The sequence below is a fragment of the Serratia sp. BW106 genome, from assembly GCF_002607755.1.
Taxonomy (GTDB): Bacteria; Pseudomonadota; Gammaproteobacteria; order Enterobacterales; family Enterobacteriaceae; genus Serratia; species Serratia proteamaculans.
The window spans coordinates 1-19920 of sequence record NZ_MCGS01000041.1; the positions used below are offsets into that span (position 1 = coordinate 1).

18 protein-coding genes and 1 pseudogene are annotated in these 19920 nt (G+C 56.8%); 8 read left to right on the forward strand and 11 right to left on the reverse strand.

The window, feature by feature from the left end:
* Window positions 1-51: 51 nt before the first annotated feature.
* From fur to ybfF, 4 genes are all read right to left on the reverse strand, one after another.
* A complete protein-coding gene (gene fur / locus BEI65_RS22090; protein WP_085115541.1) occupies window positions 52-498 on the reverse strand; it encodes a ferric iron uptake transcriptional regulator in 447 nt (148 codons plus the stop codon).
* Between the two features lie 320 nt (window positions 499-818).
* Entirely contained in the window at window positions 819-1358 is a 540-nt protein-coding gene (fldA, locus tag BEI65_RS22095) for a flavodoxin FldA (RefSeq protein ID WP_012005674.1), read from the reverse strand.
* 229 nt (window positions 1359-1587) lie between these two features.
* Complete coding sequence (gene ybfE, locus BEI65_RS22100) at window positions 1588-1875, reverse strand: LexA regulated protein (protein WP_012005675.1); 288 nt, start codon at window positions 1873-1875, stop codon at window positions 1588-1590.
* A gap of 291 nt (window positions 1876-2166) precedes the next feature.
* Window positions 2167-2940 carry an esterase gene (gene ybfF / locus BEI65_RS22105; protein WP_099065111.1) on the reverse strand — a complete coding sequence of 258 codons (774 nt, stop codon included), beginning with the start codon at window positions 2938-2940 and terminating at the stop codon, window positions 2167-2169.
* Window positions 2941-3181: 241 nt separating this feature from the next.
* On the opposite strand from ybfF, the gene seqA reads away from it, so the two are divergent.
* The 4 genes from seqA (at window position 3182) to BEI65_RS22125 (ending at window position 6583) form a co-directional block, all read left to right on the forward strand.
* Complete coding sequence (gene seqA / locus BEI65_RS22110; protein WP_099065112.1) at window positions 3182-3721, forward strand: replication initiation negative regulator SeqA; 540 nt, start codon at window positions 3182-3184, stop codon at window positions 3719-3721.
* Window positions 3722-3798: 77 nt separating this feature from the next.
* Window positions 3799-5442 (forward strand): phosphoglucomutase (alpha-D-glucose-1,6-bisphosphate-dependent), encoded by a 1644-nt coding sequence (gene pgm, locus BEI65_RS22115; protein WP_099065234.1) that lies wholly within the window; start codon window positions 3799-3801, stop codon window positions 5440-5442.
* 185 nt (window positions 5443-5627) lie between these two features.
* Window positions 5628-6284: a PadR family transcriptional regulator gene (locus tag BEI65_RS22120; protein ID WP_099065113.1), complete on the forward strand. Its 657-nt coding sequence runs from the start codon at window positions 5628-5630 to the stop codon at window positions 6282-6284.
* A complete protein-coding gene (locus tag BEI65_RS22125; protein WP_099065235.1) occupies window positions 6284-6583 on the forward strand; it encodes a DUF3861 domain-containing protein in 300 nt (99 codons plus the stop codon). The genes BEI65_RS22120 and BEI65_RS22125 overlap by 1 nt, the downstream gene beginning before the upstream one ends.
* Before the next feature lie 69 nt (window positions 6584-6652).
* Here the strand turns inward: BEI65_RS22125 and kdpE are convergent, their stop codons facing one another.
* The 6 genes from kdpE to BEI65_RS26900 form a co-directional block, all read right to left on the reverse strand.
* The gene (gene kdpE / locus BEI65_RS22130; RefSeq protein ID WP_020825653.1) at window positions 6653-7342 is read right to left on the reverse strand and encodes a two-component system response regulator KdpE; all 690 of its coding nucleotides are present in this window, start codon (window positions 7340-7342) and stop codon (window positions 6653-6655) included.
* A gap of 18 nt (window positions 7343-7360) precedes the next feature.
* Entirely contained in the window at window positions 7361-10054 is a 2694-nt protein-coding gene (gene kdpD, locus BEI65_RS22135; protein ID WP_099065114.1) for a two-component system sensor histidine kinase KdpD, read from the reverse strand.
* 78 nt (window positions 10055-10132) lie between these two features.
* Window positions 10133-10702 carry a potassium-transporting ATPase subunit KdpC gene (kdpC, locus tag BEI65_RS22140; protein WP_099065115.1) on the reverse strand — a complete coding sequence of 190 codons (570 nt, stop codon included), beginning with the start codon at window positions 10700-10702 and terminating at the stop codon, window positions 10133-10135.
* A gap of 19 nt (window positions 10703-10721) precedes the next feature.
* A complete protein-coding gene (gene kdpB, locus BEI65_RS22145; protein ID WP_099065116.1) occupies window positions 10722-12791 on the reverse strand; it encodes a potassium-transporting ATPase subunit KdpB in 2070 nt (689 codons plus the stop codon).
* A 155-nt stretch (window positions 12792-12946) separates the two neighbouring features.
* Window positions 12947-14635 (reverse strand): potassium-transporting ATPase subunit KdpA, encoded by a 1689-nt coding sequence (gene kdpA, locus BEI65_RS22150; RefSeq protein ID WP_099065117.1) that lies wholly within the window; start codon window positions 14633-14635, stop codon window positions 12947-12949.
* Window positions 14635-14724, reverse strand: a complete 90-nt coding sequence (locus tag BEI65_RS26900; RefSeq protein WP_004949718.1) for a K(+)-transporting ATPase subunit F — start codon at window positions 14722-14724, stop codon at window positions 14635-14637. The genes kdpA and BEI65_RS26900 overlap by 1 nt, the downstream gene beginning before the upstream one ends.
* A gap of 445 nt (window positions 14725-15169) precedes the next feature.
* On the opposite strand from BEI65_RS26900, the gene BEI65_RS22160 reads away from it, so the two are divergent.
* From BEI65_RS22160 to BEI65_RS22180, 4 genes and pseudogenes are all read left to right on the forward strand, one after another.
* Window positions 15170-15376, forward strand: a complete 207-nt coding sequence (locus tag BEI65_RS22160) for a YbfA family protein (protein WP_012005686.1) — start codon at window positions 15170-15172, stop codon at window positions 15374-15376.
* A gap of 169 nt (window positions 15377-15545) precedes the next feature.
* Window positions 15546-15683 (forward strand): annotated as a pseudogene (locus BEI65_RS22165) (integrase); the annotation flags it as partial.
* Window positions 15684-16280: 597 nt separating this feature from the next.
* Complete coding sequence (locus BEI65_RS22170) at window positions 16281-17780, forward strand: aldehyde dehydrogenase family protein (protein ID WP_099065119.1); 1500 nt, start codon at window positions 16281-16283, stop codon at window positions 17778-17780.
* 292 nt (window positions 17781-18072) lie between these two features.
* Window positions 18073-18912 (forward strand): pirin family protein, encoded by an 840-nt coding sequence (locus BEI65_RS22180; RefSeq protein ID WP_099065121.1) that lies wholly within the window; start codon window positions 18073-18075, stop codon window positions 18910-18912.
* 62 nt (window positions 18913-18974) lie between these two features.
* On the opposite strand, the gene BEI65_RS22185 is transcribed toward BEI65_RS22180, so the two are convergent.
* Window positions 18975-19895, reverse strand: a complete 921-nt coding sequence (locus BEI65_RS22185) for a LysR family transcriptional regulator (RefSeq protein ID WP_099065122.1) — start codon at window positions 19893-19895, stop codon at window positions 18975-18977.
* Between the last annotated feature and the right edge of the window lie 25 nt (window positions 19896-19920).

Sequence of the window (19920 nt, forward strand, 5' to 3'; positions counted from 1 at the left end):
TAAGTGAACGGTGTTAGCCGTTAAGGCGGTTCTTGATGCCGGTTAAGGGCATTATTTTTTGTCGTGCAGAGTGTCGTCTTCGCGGCAGTCACCAATTGCACAGTGGCCGTACAGGTACAGACTGTGATTGCTGAGCTTGATGCCGTGTTGTTTGGCGATATCACGCTGACGCGCTTCGATAGATTCATCGCTGAATTCGATCACTTTGCCGCAGTCCAGGCAAATCAGGTGATCGTGGTGATGCTGCTGGGTCAGTTCGAACACGGACTTGCCGCCTTCGAAGTTGTGACGGGTCACGATACCGGCATCATCAAATTGGTTCAGTACGCGGTAAACTGTAGCCAGGCCAATTTCTTCGCCCATATCTATCAGTTTTTTGTACAGATCTTCCGCACTGACGTGATGGCATTCCGGATTTTGCAGTACTTCCAGGATTTTGAGTCGCGGAAGCGTGACTTTTAAGCCGGCCTTCTTCAATGCGGTGTTGTTGTCAGTCATGCGGATTCAGTCCTGTTACTATGCTAATCAAGTTGAGGCGTTCTCGCCTGTGGCATCGGTCGGCACAAAGAGTTAATTGCGTCTCATTATAGAACCGGTTGACCTAAATAGAAACCGCCGGTTGTTAACAAAGATATAATTGCACTATTGCATGTCACACACGCAACGTCTTGATGGGCGGGATAAACCGATAACTCAGTCTACCTTGACGATGTGGGAAGTTACAAATTTGTATCTTCGATTGCAGTAATCAGTACTGCCAATGATGGCCCTGCCGGCAACACTATGCACTCTGCAGGGCTTTTGTTCAACCTTTGGCGTTACCCGACAATTTCGGCCAGGCTCAGCTCTTCGACGATTTGTTTTACCCAGCCTTCAACACGTTCGTTGGTCAGCTCCGGTTGACGATCTTCGTCAATCGCCAGGCCGATGAAATGGCTGTCGCTTGCCAACCCTTTAGAGGCTTCGAAATGGTAGCCTTTGGTTGGCCAGTGGCCGACAATGGCGGCACCACGCGGTTCAATGATGTCGCGGATGGTACCCATCGCATCACAGAAATATTCTGCATAGTCTTCCTGATCGCCACAGCCGAACAGCGCTACCAGCTTGCCGTTGAAGTCGATGTCTTCCAGCGTCGGGAAGAAATCATCCCAGTCACACTGGGCTTCGCCGTAGTACCAGGTTGGGATGCCGAGCAACAGGATATCGAAACCTTCCAGGTCTTCTTTGCTGCTTTTGGCGATGTCGTGAATTTCGCACACATCGTCGCCAAACTGTTGCTTAAGAATTTTCTGGATCATCTTGGCAATGTTTTCGGTATTGCCAGTGTCGCTGCCAAAGAAAATGCCTACATTAGCCATATCGCGTATAACCTTTAAATTCAATTAATTGCATTACACGATGTTAGCGCTGACCACGATAACACCGATTAAAATGATGCCATGACAAGGGATATCCCTCACCGGTAATTGCGTATCATGCCAGAAATTTACCCCGGGGTTTTATCGCGTTTATGCGATGCCGGGTGGAATAAAACGATGTTGATCGGGCGTCATCCTTAACGCCGCGCCGCATGTGCGGCTGCAATGATCAATGTTCTGGCTGGTCGTCCGCCAGTTGTGCCAACAGCATTTGCTCAATAAGCTCGCTGCGGCTGATATTCCGCTGTTCCGCCAGTTTGTTCAGGGCGTCCACCGCATCCGCGTTGATCTTCAGTTCTACACGCCGTAAGCCACGGACTTTATCGCGTCGAAGCTGATTACGCTTATTGATTCTAAGCTGTTCATCTCGGGATAGCGGGTTGGTTTTCGGGCGCCCCGGACGGCGTTCATCTGCGAACAGATCCAGCGTCGTGCGATCCGTTTGTTCTTTTGCCATAGGTAGCGGTACTGCAAGGGAGTTTGCATCTAAAAGCGCGTAGACGCTTCTGGATGGTTCGGTTAACACACTTCGGGCCAATAAACCCTAACCCAAATTTACCCCCAGCCTGGCGTTAATGAACACGCCCGGCACGGCGGCAAAATTATAGCGCGCCATATTACCCCAGCAGGTGGAGCAACGACAATGCTTAACTGAACTCAAAACGCGCTAAGCCGTTATCTTTAGCGCGTTTTTTCACCAGATGGCTATTTTCGGCGGAGTCTGCACTGTTATAAGGGCGCGTTCGGCTCAGGCTTCACCGAGAAAACGGTGAATAGCACGCAGCACCGCCTCTGGTTTTTCCGCATGCACCCAGTGTCCGGTACCGGCGACCACATGCGCGCGAGCCTGCGGGAACTGGCGGGCAATATCTGCGCGGTAGCTGTCTTGCACGTAGGGCGACAGCCCGCCACGGATGAATAATGTAGGATGCGGCCAGGCGGGAATTTCCTGCCAGCCAGTGATATTTTCGTATTGCTCGATCAATACCGGCAGGTTAAAGCGCCATTCGCCCTGGTGGAAGGATTTCAGCAGGAACTGGATCACCCCTTCCTCTTGCAGATAGTCGCGCATCAATTCCGCCGCCTGCTGGCGTTGGGTGATACCGGCCGCGCTTACGGCCTGTAAGGCGACAAATATTTCGTCGTGGCGGCGGGTCTGATAATCCACCGGCGCCACATCAATAATGATCAGTTTCTCCACGCGTTCAGGTGCGATTGCCGTTAGCGCCATCGCCGCTTTGCCACCCATCGAGTGGCCGATCACAATCACCTTGTCCAGCTGCAAATCATCCAGCAATGCCAGCAGATCCTTCGCCATCTCCGGGTAGGTCATCACCGCTGAGCGGGGCGACAGGCCGTGGTTACGCAGATCGACCTTAATCACGCTGTGTTGTTGGTTGAGATCGCGCGCCAGCACACCGAGATTGTCCAGATTGCCGAACAGTCCGTGGATCAGGATCACCGGCAGCGCGTCGGACTCGGTAGCCAGCAGTTGATAATGTAATTTCATGGCAAAGTTCATACTGAGAGAGATTCAGATTAGGGTATCATGATTGAAACTCACGATGAATAACGCGGATTTTTCATGGTAAGGTGCTGGGTTGGCAGGGCCGATGCCAAGCAGGCTTTAGGTAATTGTCTGCTTTTGCAGTGTTGAGGCACATTGTTATGTTCGCACCTGCGCTTTTAACCTTATAATCCCATGACTTGAATGCCGGATCTGGCTTCAGGTTCTAAGTAGAAAAAAACAGTACTGGATAAAGATGAAAACTATTGAAGTCGACGAAGAGCTCTACCGTTATATTGCCAGCCATACGCAACATATTGGTGAGAGCGCGTCCGATATTTTGCGCCGCATGTTGAAGTTTACCGCAGGTCAGCCGTTACGTGCTGTGCCGGCCAGCAGTGCTCAGAGCGCCGAGCAGGATAAGATTGTCGCCGTGTCGCGTCCGCGCGATCGCGTGCGTGCCGTACGTGAGCTGTTGTTGTCGGACGAGTATGCCGATCAGAGCAGAGCGGTACATCGTTTTATGCTGGTACTTTCCACCCTGTATACCCTGGATGCGGCTGGTTTCTCCGCTGCTACCGAGGCGTTGCATGGCCGTACCCGCACTTATTTTGCCGGAGATCAGCAAACCCTGCTGGCGAACGGAACGCACACCAAACCAAAGCACGTTCCGGGCACGCCTTACTGGGTGATCACCAATACCAATACCGGTCGTAAACGCAGCATGGTGGAACATATCATGCAGGCTATGCAGTTCCCCGCGGAACTGACAGAAAAAGTTTGCGGCACTATCTAATTTAGCGAACAGCCCGTCATGGTGGCCGTGAGCGACATATTGCCAGGCCGCAGGACAGGGATTAGGGAGATATGTCGATGGCGAATAATCCACGTGCCGGGCAGCCGGCTCAGCAAAGCGATTTGATCAACGTAGCTCAGCTGACGTCGCAGTACTATGTACTGCAACCTGAAGCGGGCAATGCGGCACACGCGGTGAAGTTCGGAACTTCAGGCCATCGCGGCAGTGCTCTGCGCCATAGCTTTAATGAAAACCATATTCTCGCTATCGCGCAGGCGATTGCCGAAGTCCGTCATCAGCAAGGGGTGACCGGCCCATGCTACGTGGGTAAAGACACCCATGCGCTGTCCGAGCCGGCCTTTATTTCCGTGCTGGAAGTGTTGACCGCCAACGGCGTCGATGTGATCGTGCAGGAAAATAACGGCTTCACGCCAACCCCTGCGGTCTCCCATGCCATTTTGTGCCACAACCGCAACGGTGGGGCACTGGCCGACGGTATCGTTATCACCCCGTCCCACAACCCACCGGAAGACGGCGGCATTAAATATAACCCGACCAACGGCGGTCCGGCCGACACCAATCTGACTTCAGTGATCGAAAAGCGCGCCAATGAACTGCTGTCATTGCAGTTGAAAGGCATACAGCGTCAGTCACTGGATAAGGCCTGGAACAGCGGTCGCGTGCACGCACAAGATCTGGTGCAACCCTATGTCGAAGGGTTGGTGGATATCGTCGATATGCCTGCTATCCAGCGCGCCGGCCTGAAGCTGGGCGTTGACCCACTTGGCGGTTCCGGCATTGCTTACTGGCAGCGTATTGCCGAGCATTACAAGCTGGATCTGACGCTGGTGAACGACTCTATCGATCAGACCTTCCGCTTTATGCACCTGGACCACGATGGCGTGATCCGCATGGACTGCTCGTCAGTTCCGGCGATGGGCGGTTTGCTGGCGTTGCGCGACAAGTTCGACCTGGCGTTTGCCAATGACCCGGATTACGACCGCCACGGCATTGTTACGCCGAAGGGCCTGATGAACCCGAACCACTATCTGGCAGTGTCTATTAACTACCTGTTCCAGCATCGTCCGCAGTGGGGCGCTGATGTGGCGGTGGGTAAAACGCTGGTTTCCAGCGCGATGATTGACCGTGTGGTCACCGATCTGGGCCGTAAGCTGGTGGAAGTGCCGGTGGGCTTCAAATGGTTTGTTGATGGTCTGTTCGACGGCAGCCTGGGCTTTGGTGGCGAAGAAAGCGCCGGGGCATCCTTCCTGCGTTTCAACGGCACCCCTTGGTCGACTGACAAAGATGGCATGATCATGTGCCTGCTGGCGGCGGAAATCACCGCGGTGACCGGCGAAAACCCACAGAATCACTACGAAGATCTGGCCAAACGCTTTGGCGCGCCTAGCTACAACCGTATTCAGGCGCCGGCAACTTCAGCGCAGAAAGCGGCATTGTCCAAGCTGTCGCCGGAAATGGTCAAGGCCGACACTTTGGCGGGTGATCCGATCACCGCACGACTGACGGCAGCTCCGGGCAACGGTGCACCGATTGGCGGTCTGAAAGTGATGACTGACAACGGTTGGTTTGCCGCGCGTCCATCCGGTACTGAAGAGGCTTACAAGATTTATTGTGAGAGCTTCCTGGGTGCTGAGCACCGCGAAAAGATCGAGCATGAAGCGGTAGAAATCGTCAGCGCAGTGCTGGCCTCCGCCAAGTAATCTTTCCCTGCCTGATAAAAAGCGCTGTTTTTATAGCGCTTTTTTTATGCCTGCAATTTAGATATATCTTTTTAATCAACCCCTCTTGCGCATTTAGATATATCGATCTAGATTAGATATATCGAAGTGACTTAGATATATCTAAATCACCTCGTCAACTGATTATCCATTGAGAGGTATACCCTATGTTTCACCGTTTAGATTTACACCGTCGTCACGGTTGCCACCCTGATAGCGAAGAAGGGCACGGCCATCATCATCGCCGTCGCGGCGGGCGTCATCACTTTGGCGGCGATCACGGCGAAGAGCATGGCCGGGGCGGGCGCGGGGGCCGTGGTGGCCGTCACCGAATGTTTGAACATGGCGACCTGCGGCTGGTGTTGCTGGCGCTGGTGGCACGTAAACCGAGCCACGGTTATGAACTGATCAAGGCGATTGATGAGGCGTCTTCCGGCCTGTATGTGCCAAGCCCTGGGGTGATTTATCCGACCCTGACGCTGCTGGAAGAGCAGGATTTCCTCGAGCCGATCACCAGCAGTAACGGCCGCAAAAGTTATCAGATCACCGAACTGGGTCAGAGTGAACTGCAAAACCACCAGGCCGCTGTCGACGTGATCCTGGCCCGTTTGGCGGGTGTCGGTCGCGGACATCATCATCACGGTAATCTGGCTGAAGGCATCTCCGAAGCCATGAACCGCCTGCGCAGTTTGCTGCGTGGCAACGTGATGCGTGCGGATCTTTCATCGCAGCAGGTTGAGAACATTAATGCGGCGCTGCTGACCGCCGTGGCGGCGATTGAAAGCGAAATGAACATTGCCCCGACGGCACAGGAGAGTGAATGATGCCAGGCCACCGTTTTCGCATTACCGTTGAAGCCCTGAGCGATCGCAAAGGCGAACCCGTAGACAAAGCGCCACTGAGTTTTGAAGTAGAAAACCACGACGACATTCTTGGCATCGTTGAGCGCATCAAAGCACGTGAAGATCTGAACTTTGGCGAGAACAACAGTGCGGCCTTTGCGGTTGGCCTGAAGCTGTTTTCCGAAGTGATGATCGAAAACCGCAAGCATCCGGTATTTGCACCGCTGCGCGAAGCGTTCAAGGAATTTATGATGGGATTGAAGAAAGGCCCGCAACAGTAGGGGCGCCGCATGCTGCGCCCGTTTAATCGAACACCGCGTCAGGTTAACCGTATGCTGCGCCCGTTAACCTTAAGGCATAAAGCGGTAACCGACGCCGGTCTCGGTCAGCAAGTGTTTCGGCCGGGCCGGGTCGGCCTCCAGTTTCTGTCGCAGATGCCCCATATATATCCGCAGATAATGGCTATGCTCGACATAGTTCGGTCCCCAGACGTGGCTCAGTAGCTGACGCTGGGTGATCACCTTGCCGGAGTTGGCCAGCAGTTCGGCCAGCAGACGGAACTCTATCGGCGTCAGGTGCAGATCTTCACCCTGACGCAGTACCCGGCGGTTGATCAGATCGACGGTGATTTCGGAGAAGCTGACCAACGGGCTTTCTTGCAGGCTACCGGAATGACGACGCAAAGCGACCCGCACGCGGGCCAGCAGTTCGCCGATACCAAACGGTTTGCTGAGGTAGTCGTCTGCCCCGGCGTCGAGCGCGGCGATTTTGTCTTCCTCCGCATTGCGTGCCGACAGCACGATCACGGGAATGGCGCTCCACTGCCGCAAATCGCGGATATAGTTCAGCCCGTCGCCGTCCGGCAACCCCAAATCGAGAATAATCAGATCCGGCTTGCGCGTGCCGGCTTCAATCAGCCCGCGTTGCAACGTTTCGCTTTCAAACACCCGCAGGCCTTCACTTTCCAGTGCGGTGCGGACGAAACGCCGGATCTCTTTCTCATCTTCGACAATCAGAATATTGGTTGGCGTGCTGCTCACAAGGCTCCCGGTAATTAATTACAGATCAAAGGCTTCGCTGTCTATCTCAGGCGGTTTCTCCAGCGGCAGAACAAAGCGGAAGCTGGCACCGCCATTGGCTCCGTTTTCTGCCCAGATACGGCCACCGTGCACTTCAATAATGGCACGGCAAATCGCTAACCCCAAACCCACGCCGGGGATCGCCGATTCTTTATTACCGCGGGAAAACTTATCGAAAATAAGCTGCATTTTCCCTTCGGGAATGCCCGGTCCATCGTCCCAGACCTCGACTTCCAGCCAGTCTGGCAGCGTATGGGCACGAATACTGATAGTAGCATCGTAACCGGCATATTTATTGGCATTTTCCAACAGGTTAGTGAATACCCGTTCCAGCAGGCTGCCATCACAGTTGACCAAGACCAGCTCCGGTGGCAGCTCCACTTTGATCTGATGCTGGGTCATCAGCGGCTCCAGCATGTGCAGTGATGCGCCGACGATCTCTTCCAGCGACTGCCACTCTTTACGCAGGTTAAAGCCGCCGGATTGAATACGCGCCATATCCAGCAGGTTATTCACCAGCCGGGTGGTGCTCAGCACCTGCTGGCGGATCTGACTGGCCTGGGGCGCATGGTTGGAGCCTTCTGCCGCCAGATCGAGCGTCAGAATCTCTGCCTGACCGAACAGCACCGTCAGCGGGGTGCGTAAATCGTGGGACAGTGCTGCCAGTAACGAGTTGCGCAGTTGTTCGCGCTCGGCGTCCAGCTTGGCTTCCTCGGCGCTGCGCGCCAAATGCAGGCGTTCCAGTGCACTGGCAATCAATACCGCAAAGGTCTGTAGCAGCCGCTGTTGCTCCGGCACCATCAGCTGGCGCAGGTTGCTGGGCTCAATGGCCAACAGGCCGAAGGTTTGCTTCGACGTGGCTAGCGGTAACAGCTGATAGGGCACGCCAGGCAGAGTGTCGGTACCGGCTCCGGCCGGCATACCCTTGTCAAAGCTCCAGCGGGCAATGGCCTCATCCACCGACAGCAATCCGCCGGTTTCGCCGACCATTTGCTGCAGTTTGCCCTCTTCCTGTGGCAGCAGCAGCACGGTTTTTGCCTGGAAACTGCTGGAAAGGAAGTGGCGGCTGGTTTTGGCGATGTCTTCGGTGGTCAGTGCCTGGCTCAGCCCACGGGAAATTTCATACAGATGGCGAGCCCGTTGCTCGCGATAACGCGCCACCCGCGCCTGATAACGCACGCCGGCGGTCAGGTTACCGATGGTGATACCTACAATCAGCATCACGCCAAAGGTCAGCAGATACTGCATATCGCTGACGGCAAACGACCATTGAGGCTGAACGAAAAACAGGTCAAAGCTGGCGACGTTAATCACCGCCGCCAGCACCGACGGCCAGCGGCCAAAGAACAGTGCGACAATGGCAACGCCAAGCAAGTAGACCATCACCAGGTTGGCCTGGTCGAAGCCCGGCAGCAGCCAGCGGGAGAGCAGGGTGATCAGGGCGCACAGTGCGACGGCGACCGCGCAGCCGCGCAGTTGGATACGCCACTTCTCGTTAAAGCTTCGGCTGTCATGCTCTTTACCCGGTGACGGCAGGCTGTCATTTTCCAGCGCGACGATCACCAGATCAAGATCGGGTCCCAGTCGACCGAGACGATCGGCAAAACTGCCGCGCAGCTTCCAGCGTTGTTCGCTGCGGCGGCCAATGATGATTTTGCCCAGGTTGTGCTCGCGGGCGTAACGCAGCACTGCGCGTTCTTCATAAGGTTCGGACAGGGTCGCGGTTTCAGCGCCCAATTCTTGCGCCAGCCGCAGTGCCCGCAGGATCGCCCGGCGTTGGCTCTCCGGTAGGCGGTGCAACTTGGGTGTTTCCACATACACTGCGTGCCAGTGACAGCCCAGTCGGGCGGCTAGCCGGGCGGCGATGCGTACCAGCTTTTCGTTGCCGTTGTTATGGCCGACGCACAGCAGGATACTGTCACGGGTGTGCCATACGCGCTCACGGCCCTGGGTATCGCGGAAGGCACGCATCTGGTCATCGACCCGATCGGCGGTGCGGCGCAGCGCCAATTCGCGCAGGGCGATTAAATTGCCCTTGCGGAAAAAGTGCTCAATGGCGCGTTCGGCCTGGCCGGGGATATACACCTTGCCTTCATTCAGCCGCTGGCGCAGATCGTCCGGTGGCAGATCGACCAGCACCACTTCAGTGGCCTCGTCGAATACGTGATCGGGAACCGTTTCACGCACCCGCACCCCGGTCACGCCGCCGACCACGTCGTTCAGGCTTTCCAGGTGCTGCACGTTGACGGTGGTCAGCACGTCGATACCGGCGTCCAGCAACTCTTCGACATCCTGCCAGCGCTTCGGATGACGCGAGCCGTGGGCGTTACTGTGCGCCAGTTCATCCATCAGGATCATTGCCGGGTGGCGTGCCAGCGCGGCGTCGAGATCAAACTCCTGAATCTGTCGGCCACGATACTGAATACGCTTTTTCGCCAGCAGATCCAACCCGTTCAGCAGTGCTGCGGTTTCGCTGCGGCCATGGGTTTCCACCACGCCGACCAGCAAGTCCAGCCCCTGGGCACGCAGCCGCTGCGCCTCCTGCAGCATGGCATAGGTTTTACCCACCCCGGCGCAGGCGCCGAAGAACACCTTCAGGCGACCACGGGGTTTTTCATTGGCCAGCGCCAGCAGGCTGTCAGGGTCAGGGCGCTGTTGTTCCTCATCCACCATCGGAGTTCCTTTTGCAGCAACGTAAAGCGGGTCCGGCACGCCGAACCCGAGAACTATTTTTTAGCAGCACGCGAGGCACTATTTCAATGCGTCGAGTGCCAGATTCAATTTCAGCACGTTGACCACCGACTCACCCATAAAGTTGGGGGTGGCCTGATCGGTACTTTCATCGATCAGTTTGGCGACCTGCTCCGGTGCCAGTTGACGCGCCGCCGCAACCCGCGCCAGTTGATACTGTGCCGCCGCGGGGGAGATCTGCGGATCCAGGCCGCTGCCGGAAGCGGTCAGCATATCGACCGGGATCGGGCCTTTCATCGCCGGATTAGCCTGACGCAGTTGCGCTGCGCGTTCGGCAATGGCTTTGTTCAGCGCCGGGTTGGTGGCGGCCAGGTTGCTGCCGGCAGACGCCATGGCATTATAGGCTGAATCACCGGTGGCAGAAGGGCGGCCCCAGAAATACTCGGGCTTGGTGAAGTTTTGGCCGATTAACGCCGACCCCACCACTTTGTCGCCCTGGTACAGCAGCGACCCGTTGGCCGCACCGGAAAACAGCAGTTGCGACAGCCCGGTGGTCAATAGCGGATAGGCGATACCGGTAATCAACGTCAGCAGGATCAACATCACCAGCGAAGGTCGTAAATAAGACATTTTCATTTCCTCTTAATGATTAACCGGCGATATGCAAGGCGACCAGGATCAGGTCGATCAGCTTGATACCGACAAACGGGACCAGCAGACCGCCCACGCCATAAAGCCACAGGTTACGACGCAGCAGCGCAGCGGCGCTCATTGGCTTGTAGCTCACCCCTTTTAGCGCCAGCGGGATCAGGAACACGATCACCAGGGCGTTAAAAATAACCGCCGACATAATGGCGGAAGCGGGGGAGTGCAGATGCATCACGTTCAGCGCGTTCAACTGCGGATAGGTCGCCGCGAACGCCGCCGGGATAATGGCAAAATACTTCGCCACGTCGTTGGCGATACTGAAGGTGGTCAGTGAACCGCGGGTCATCAGCATTTGTTTACCGATATGCACCACTTCAATCAGCTTGGTTGGGTTGGAATCCAGATCGACCATGTTGCCCGCCTCTTTGGCGGCCTGGGTACCCGAGTTCATCGCCACCGCCACATCGGCCTGCGCCAGTGCCGGGGCGTCGTTGGTGCCGTCGCCGGTCATCGCCACCAGGCGGCCTTCCGCCTGATATTGACGGATCAACGCCAGCTTGGCTTCCGGCGTCGCTTCCGACAGGAAGTCATCGACGCCGGCTTCGGCGGCAATGGCGGCAGCGGTCAGCGGGTTATCACCGGTGATCATCACCGTTTTGATGCCCATCTTGCGCAGTTCGACAAAGCGTTCTTTGATGCCGCCTTTGACGATATCCTTCAGCGCCACCACCCCCAACACGCGTGGTCCTTCGGCTACCACCAGCGGCGTGCCGCCGGTACGTGCCACGCTGGCCACCAGGTCATCCACCGCCTGCGGGAAGTGACCCTGATTGGACTCCACGTGGCGACGAATGGCATCCACCGCCCCTTTGCGGATCATGCGGTCCTGCACGTTGACGCCGCTCATGCGCGTCTGGGCGGAGAAGGGCACGAAGGTGGCGTTCAGCGCCTGCAGGTCACGTTCGCGCAGGTTAAAGCGCTGTTTGGCCAGAACCACGATGCTACGGCCTTCCGGCGTTTCATCCGCCAGGGAAGACAACTGTGCGGCGTCGGCCAGTTCCTGTTCTTTAACGCCCGGCGCAGGCAGAAACTCGGAGGCCTGACGGTTACCCAGCGTGATGGTGCCGGTTTTATCCAGCAGCAGCACGTCAACGTCACCGGCGGCTTCCACCGCACGGCCACTGGTGGCAATCACGTTGGCGCCCAGCATCCGGCTCATCCCGGCCACGCCGATGGCGGACAGCAGGCCACCGATGGTGGTGGGGATCAGGCAGACCAGCAAGGCCACCAGCACGGTGATGCTAACTACCGACCCGCCATTGGCGGCGTCCACGCTGTATTGCGAGAACGGGAACAGCGTGGCGGTTGCCAGCACGAACACCAGGGTCAGCGCCACCAGCAGAATGGTCAGCGCCACTTCGTTCGGGGTTTTGCGACGCTTGGCGCCTTCCACCATGGCAATCATCCGATCAAGGAAGGTTTCGCCCGGATTGACGCTGCACTGCACCACCAGCCAGTCGGACAGCACGCGGGTGCCGCCGGTGACGGATGAGAAGTCGCCGCCGGATTCACGGATCACCGGTGCCGATTCGCCGGTAATGGCGCTTTCATCCACCGATGCACCGCCTTCCAGCACTTCGCCGTCGCACGGAATGGTATCGCCGGCTTCCACCAGCACCACGTCACCCTTGCGCAGGCTCTCGGCGGAGACTTTCTCGGTGGCGCCATCGCGACGTGGCCCGGCCAGTTTCTTCGCCCAACTGGTTTTCTTGGTGCCCCGCAGGCTTTCTGCCTGGGCTTTGCTACGCCCTTCGGCCAGCGCTTCGGCAAAGTTGGCGAACAGCACGGTAAACCACAGCCACATGGCGATGCTGCCGGTAAAGGCGGCGCTGCCGTCGGTCTGTTTGGCCAGGATCGCCAGCCAGATGGCCGTGGTCAGAATGCTGCCGATATACACCACGAACATCACCGGGTTGCGCCACTGGGTGCGTGGATCCAGTTTTTTCAGCGCATCGATCAGCGCGGTACGGACCAGCGCCGGTTCAAACAGGGCGCGTTGTTTGCGAGTCATCTTTTATTCTCTCTCTTTATTTCATTCCCTATGGATTTCGAGTTGCAGCTAGGCGGCCAGCTCGCTCATCCCCAGGCGCTTACTTGAGTAAGTAACTGGGGTGAGCGAGTGCAGGTAACAACGCTGCGGCTCGAAAGGCGACGGGAATGCGCCTGTTATTTGGTCAACCAAAGCTGCAAATGCTCGGCCACCGGTCCCAGCGCCAGCGCCGGTACGAAGGTCAATGCGCCCACCAGTAACACGGTGCCGACCAGCAGACCGATAAACAGCGGCCCGTAGGTTGGCAGAGTGCCGTTGCCCGCAGGCTGACGCTTCTTGGCGCACAGTGAGCCGGCAATCGCCAGCACCGGCAGGATCACCCCGAAACGACCGACGAACATGGCGAATGCCAGCAGCAGGTTGTAGAACGGCGTGTTGACGCTCAGCCCACCAAAGGCGCTGCCGTTATTATTGGCGGCGGAGGAAAGTGCATACAGCACTTCGCTGAAACCGTGAGCACCCGGGTTAAGGATGCCGGCACGGCCCACGTCGGTGGAGATGGCCAATGCGCTCCCCAGCAGCACCAGGGTCGGTGTGGCCAGGATCGCCAGCGCGGTCATTTTCATGTCATAGACGTCGATCTTTTTGCCCAGGTATTCCGGCGTGCGGCCGATCATCAGCCCGGCGATAAACACCGTCAGCAGCACGAACAGCAGCATGCCGTACAGGCCGGAGCCGACGCCGCCGAACACCACTTCACCAATCTGCATCAGCCACATCGGCACCATGCCGCCCAGCGCGGTGAAGGAATCATGCATCGCGTTGACTGCACCACAGGACGCGGCGGTGGTGACGACCGAGAACATGCTGGTGGCGAGAATGCCAAAGCGTGATTCTTTGCCTTCCATATTGATGTTGCTGGCACTGCCCAACTCGCTCAGATGCGGGTTACCCGCCAGTTCGGCGAACATCACTACCACTACGGCCACGATGAAGATCAGCGACATTGCCCAGATCAGCGCATGGCCCTGACGGTTTTCACCGGCCGCCTGACCGAAGGCAAAGCACAGCGCGCAGGGGATCAGGAAGATTGCCAGCATTTGCACAAAGTTGGTCAGCACGGTCGGGTTTTCGAACGGGTGTGCCGAGTTGACGCCGAAGAAGCCGCCGCCGTTGGTACCGAGCATCTTGATCGCTTCCTGTGAGGCCACTGGCCCCATCGGCAGCGTCTGCTGCGCGCCTTCCAGCGTGCTGATATGCAGATAAGGCAGGAAGTTTTGCAGCGTGCCCTGGCTGACGAAGAACAGCGCGATCAGCAGTGAGATCGGCAACAGCACGTACAGCGTCACGCGGAACAGGTCGATCCAGGCGTTACCGATGGTGGCGCTGGACCGGCGGGTGAAGGCGCGGATCAACGCAAAGGCCACGGCGATGCCGGTAGCCGCAGACAGGAAGTTCTGCACGGCCAGCCCGGCCATCTGGCTGAGGTAGCTGAGGGTGCTCTCACCGCTGTAGGCCTGCCAGTTGGTATTGGTGACAAAGCTGACGGCGGTATTGAACGCCAGATCCCAGGACAGGCCAGGGAAACCCTGTGGGTTAAGCGGCAGTGAGCCTTGGCTCATCAGCAGTACAAACAGCAGCACCAGACCCAGCAGGTTGAACCACAGGATCGCCAGTGCGTACTGCCACCAGTTCATCTCGGCGGTGGTTGTGCCGGCACAACGCCAGACGGCGGCCTCTGCCCGACGCAGAGCGGGCAAGGGTTCACCTTCGATCAGGCGCGCCAGGAAACTGCCTAACGGCCGGGCCAGCAGCAAAAGCACCAGCATGAAACTGGCAATCAATAAAAAGGCTGAAGCTGCCATCAGAAGTCCTCCGCGTTGAACAGGGCATAAACCAGATAGCCCAACAGCAGCAGGACCAACAGCGCACCACCAATAACGCTGATACTCACAGGACACCTCCAGAGGTGTAGTTTTTGATAGAGCGAGTGTAGGGAGGGCGGTAGAAAGAAGATGAAAAAATAGCGTCGGTCGGTGTAAAAAAAGTATAAAAATGGCTGAAATTACAGCGAAAAATAGCTTTTCATCGAGGGGGTTGTGGGGGGCGGCAAGTTCGGATCGGCGCTTTGCCTTTCCAGGCAGAGCGATTGGCGTAAACAGGCGGTCAATATCCACAATGTAACCAATGGTTAGTTAATTATTAACTTGCTTGTAACAAAATTACGCAATGGTGCATTTATTTGCGATTTTTTGACCAATTTAGTGGTCGGATGAGTAGTAAACTTTCATCAGTTGCGCTAAAATTTTGTCCAGTTACCAAATCATCCCGTTTTAATGGTTTACGCCAGTGCTGTTTCCAAGACAAATCGACGGCCGGGCGTTTTTAAGGAGGTTCGCATGTCTATCTACCCAGCTTATTCATTGCATCGGATTCTCCTGCGTCGCAGCGCAGTGATCCTGGCAGGTGTGTTGGCTTTACCGGTAATGCTGTTCCGCAGCGACCGCGCCCGTTTTTACAGCTATTTGCACCGCGTCTGGTCAAAAACCAGCGATAAACCGGTCTGGCTGCAACAGGCGGAACTGGCGGCCTGCGATTTTTACTGATCGCCCCCGCTTTCCCCTGAAACCCTCGCTGCTCAGCGAGGGTTTTTTTTATTTCACCTGACTCCAGCGCCGAACCTGGCTGGACTACGCTTAAGTTATATACAATCTTTTTATCAATAGCTTAGGCGAGTTCAACATATACCGGTACTTTCCGAAACTTGCCCCGGCTTCCTGTGTGTGCAAGATGTTCAATCTGGCCGAAGTCTGGGGTTTCCGGCCCGATGGCACCAACCCGTGCCGCCACGTTCCGATGTATCCCGCCGGCAAGTTCACCCACCTCATCAGCGACCTGAAACTGGGCAGCCTGACCCATGCCGATCTGGCTCCGATGACCGCATCAGGTCAGCGAGACCCATCCGTCGAGTGAAAAGGAATTTCGTCAGCTCGACTCCATATCCGTTCAATGGTTTGTTGAAATTGAATCAAGCCGTCTTGGGCTAATCAGCCGGCGGCGAACAGGCTAGTATCAAAAAAGACGCTCTGCTGCTGCTTGCAACGCTTGGGCAAGCATCATTGAAAACAAGTTGAAAGAGGCAACTCGGTCGTTGCCGAATAACAGTAATTTAACGCTCATTTCGGGTGATATTGGCCATGAGAAAACCGCTGACATTTTGTTTCAGGCAGGTGAACAAAAGCATGGCCGTGTCGACGTTCTGATCAGCAATACCGGTAGCTATAACAATTGCAGGGTCTGTCGATGACGCAGTATGGAAGCGAAGTGTCGCAGAGCGTTGTTCCGCTTCCGCTGGCTGAAGGGGTATCGGTGCCGAGCCATGACTTTGTCAAACCATCAATTTTCCTGGTTGAGGTCTGACACTAATCCGGAACCTTCATCCCCAAAGTGCTTCATCTAAGCCGCATCACGGGCCATACAGCAACACACTTGAGTAGGAGTATCAACCCATTGAACGCAGTACAAAAAAAAGGCGCGGAGAACGCGCGCAAACCCAAGATCGCCCTGCACTGGATCGATGGTGAGTGGGTCGATTCTGCCCAACACGGCGAAAGCGTCAACCCCGCCACCGGTGAGAGCCTCGGCAGTTACGCCCAAGGTGGCACCGTGGAAGCCCAGCGCGCGATCGACGCCGCCAAGCGTGCTTTCCACGAGGAAGATTGGGCGCGCAATCGCCGGCTCCGTGCCCGGGTACTCAACGACATGGCCGACCGTTTCGAGGCGCACGCCGCGGAACTGGCTCGCCTGATCACGTTGGAGAATGGCAAGGCGCTCATGCACGCGAACTACGAGATTGAGGTCGTACCGCACACGCTTCGTTTCAATGCTGCCTTGGCATTGACAGACCATGGCAGGAACTCGGAAGTCGAGGCCGGTCACTTGTCGCTCGTCGTCCGTGAGCCGGTCGGCGTCGCCGGCATCATCGTGCCGTGGAACGCCCCGGCGGCGTTGTTAATCCGCTCGCTCGCACCCGCGCTGGCCGCTGGCGCTACCACTGTGGTCAGCTTGCCGCGCCAGACTGCGCAGGTGAACGCACTCATGGCTGAGATCATCGCCGGCACCGAAGGGCTGCCCAGGGGGGTCGTCAACATCTGCACCGGTGGCCGTGAAGTCGGCAACCAGTTCGTCGAGTCACCGGATGTGCCGGTCATCAGTTTCACTGGCAGCACCAAGACCGGTCGCGCGATCTCGGCCACTGCGGCAAAGAGCCTGAAACGGCTGGGACTGGAGCTGGGTGGCAAGACGCCCATAATTCTGTTTGACGACGCCGATCTCGATACCGCGCTTCCGAAGGTTGTGCAGGCGCTGACCGTGTTTTCCGGACAGTTCTGCATGACCGCGAGTCGGTTGTTGGTGCAACGCGGGATCGCGAATAAGGTCCGCAGCCAGCTCAGCGGGCAATTGGAGGCGGTCAAGGTTGGGCCCGGAATCGATCCGGTCAACGACATGGGACCGCTAATCGACCAGGCCAACGTCGAGCGCGTCGATGACATGGTGAAGGACGCCATTCACGCAGGCGCCAAGGTTATTGTTCGTGGTGGTCCGGCTACCGAAGGAGCGCTGGCAAACGGTGCCTTTTATCGACCGACTCTGCTCGAAGCACCCAACTCCTCACTCGAGATCGTCCAGAAAGAGGTGTTCGGTCCTGTGTTGACGATGCAGGTGTTCGATACCGAAGCTGAAGCGATTGCCATGGCCAACGACAGCGAGTATGGCCTGTCTGCGAGCGTCTGGTCACGTGACGTGGATCTGCCGCTGCGGGTCGCACGCGAACTCGAATCGGGCACGGTGTGGATCAACGATTGGGCCGTGCTGTACGACCAGTTCGAGGAAGGCGGCTTCAAGCAGAGCGGCCAAGGTCGCATGCGCGGCATGGCGGTCATGGATGACTTTATTGAATACAAGCACATTGCACTTCACCCAGGAGTGGTTAAACGGCCTGGTGGCTGAAGCACAAGGTGATGGAAGCCCTGTCGGCACCGTCGGGGTGGTTTATCGACCTCAACGAGCCTGTGCGTTTGGGATTCGAATACGGGCCGCACAGGGGTTTTCCAGCACGCATGACGTCAACGGTATTGAGTGGGAACACTTCCCTCCCAAGGCGCAAGACGAAAAGATCGTGAAAATCTACGGAGTCCTGGTCAAGCAGGCTTGACTGGCAGCGCGTGACTCGACCGGCGAAGTTCTGGCCGAGGCGGCTTGACCCAAAAAGAACAGCCTCCCAATCTGGAGAAAAACCATCATGTTGCAGATCCTCAATGTTGAACGCGCAGGTCCGGCCGAGAGCCGCGGGCCAAATCAAAAAGCACGTTTGCTGGTGTCACCTCAGAACAGCGAGGCGCACAGTCCCTTCATTCTGTTGGCGGAAGACTGGTTCGCGCCGCCGGGCGGGTTCCCGACGCACCCTCACCGGGGCATGGAGACCGTCACCTTCATCCTGGAAGGGCAGATGCTCCACAAGGACCATACTGGACATTCCGACGCAATCGATGCAGGCGACGTCGCGTTCATGACCGCGGGTGGTGGCATCCTGCATAGCGAGATGCCGGGTACGGCGGGCGTCCATTCGCTGCAGCTCTGGCTGAACTTGCCTGCGCGTCTGAAGCGGACCCCCGCAGGTTATGTAAAAATGAAGCTGGCGGAGGCTCCAGTCTTTCGCAAGCAGGGCGTCGAGGCCCGCATCTATTCTGGTAAATTTGAGGATATTGTCGTGCCTTACGGATCGACGTGGCCGTTGACCTTGATCGATTTTCGTCTGGAAGTAGGCGCTTCTTTCGAGATTCCAGTGCCGGTTGGCGAGCGTGTTTTTGTCTACGTCGTCGAAGGTGAGGTGCTGCTGGGGAGCGACCGCCGAGTCGTATCCGCTGACGATGTCGCGTGGGCGAACTCATCACTCGAGCATTCCGGATCTTCACTGGAAGTATCCGCGACATCAGCCGTGCGTCTCTTGCTATACAGCAGTCCAATCATCGACGAGCCTATCGCTATGGGTGGTCCCTTTGTCATGAATACGCGCCAGGAGCTCGATGAGGCTTTCGTCGATCTCAGGTCGGGCCGCATCGTGCCAACAAGCTCAACTTGACGCTCTGCCCCCTGAAAACACCGCCGTCGCATTGATTGATCACGTTGACGGAATACCGCACCTCACGCTTGGAAGCGTTTAGCGATTCCCTGTTTTACAAAGGAGTGATGGAGATAGTCAATTAACAGTCTCGTGGCCCGCGGTAAGAGTGTGCGGTTTGCGTAATAAAGAGAAATTGCACCTGCGTCCGAATACCAGTCGGGCAAGAGTCGTATCAGTTGCCCAGATTCCAGATATGGCAATACGTCGGGTAACGCCAGCAACGCCACACCGAGATGATTCAACGCCGCTTCGCGCGCCGCGGTGGGGCTGTTCACAACCAGCGAAGGGTTGACGTGCGTCAATGATTCTTCGCTGTCGGTAGTGCGCATCGCCCACTGGCGTATTCGCCCCGAACTTTTGGATCGAATGGCAATGCCGTCATAATTGGCGAGATCCGTCGGTTTACCCGGCAACGGTCCTTGACCAAGGTATTCCTTCGATGAAACCGCAACGATATGAAGCGGGCCAACCTGCTGTGACACATGCGACGGCATGAGCCCGAAGCCACCGCCGATTGCAAGATCATATTCTTCTGCAATGAGGTCGATTTTACGGTCGTCGAAATCGCAAACAATCTGTATATCGGGGTACTTCGTGCGAAACCCCAAAATGGTGGGCAGCAAGTACATCTGACCAAAGGTCGGCGCGACGCTAATCCTAACGGATCCGGTTGGCTGAACCATGAGCATTGAAGCATTCAGGACCGAGGTTCTCAGCGCACGCACGTGAGTTTCCGTATCCAGCAGAAATCGCCGTCCTACCTCGGTCAATGTGAGCTGGCGGGTGGAGCGCTGAAACAGTTTTACGCCCAGATTCCGCTCTAGCTGAGCAACGTTTCGACTCACTGCGGCTGGGGATACGCCAAGCTGCCTGGCCGCAAGCGTAAAACTCCCCAATTCTGCACTTCGTAGAAACGACTCAAGATTCATGAGTGTTTCCATATCCGCTCAATGGTTTGTTGAAAGT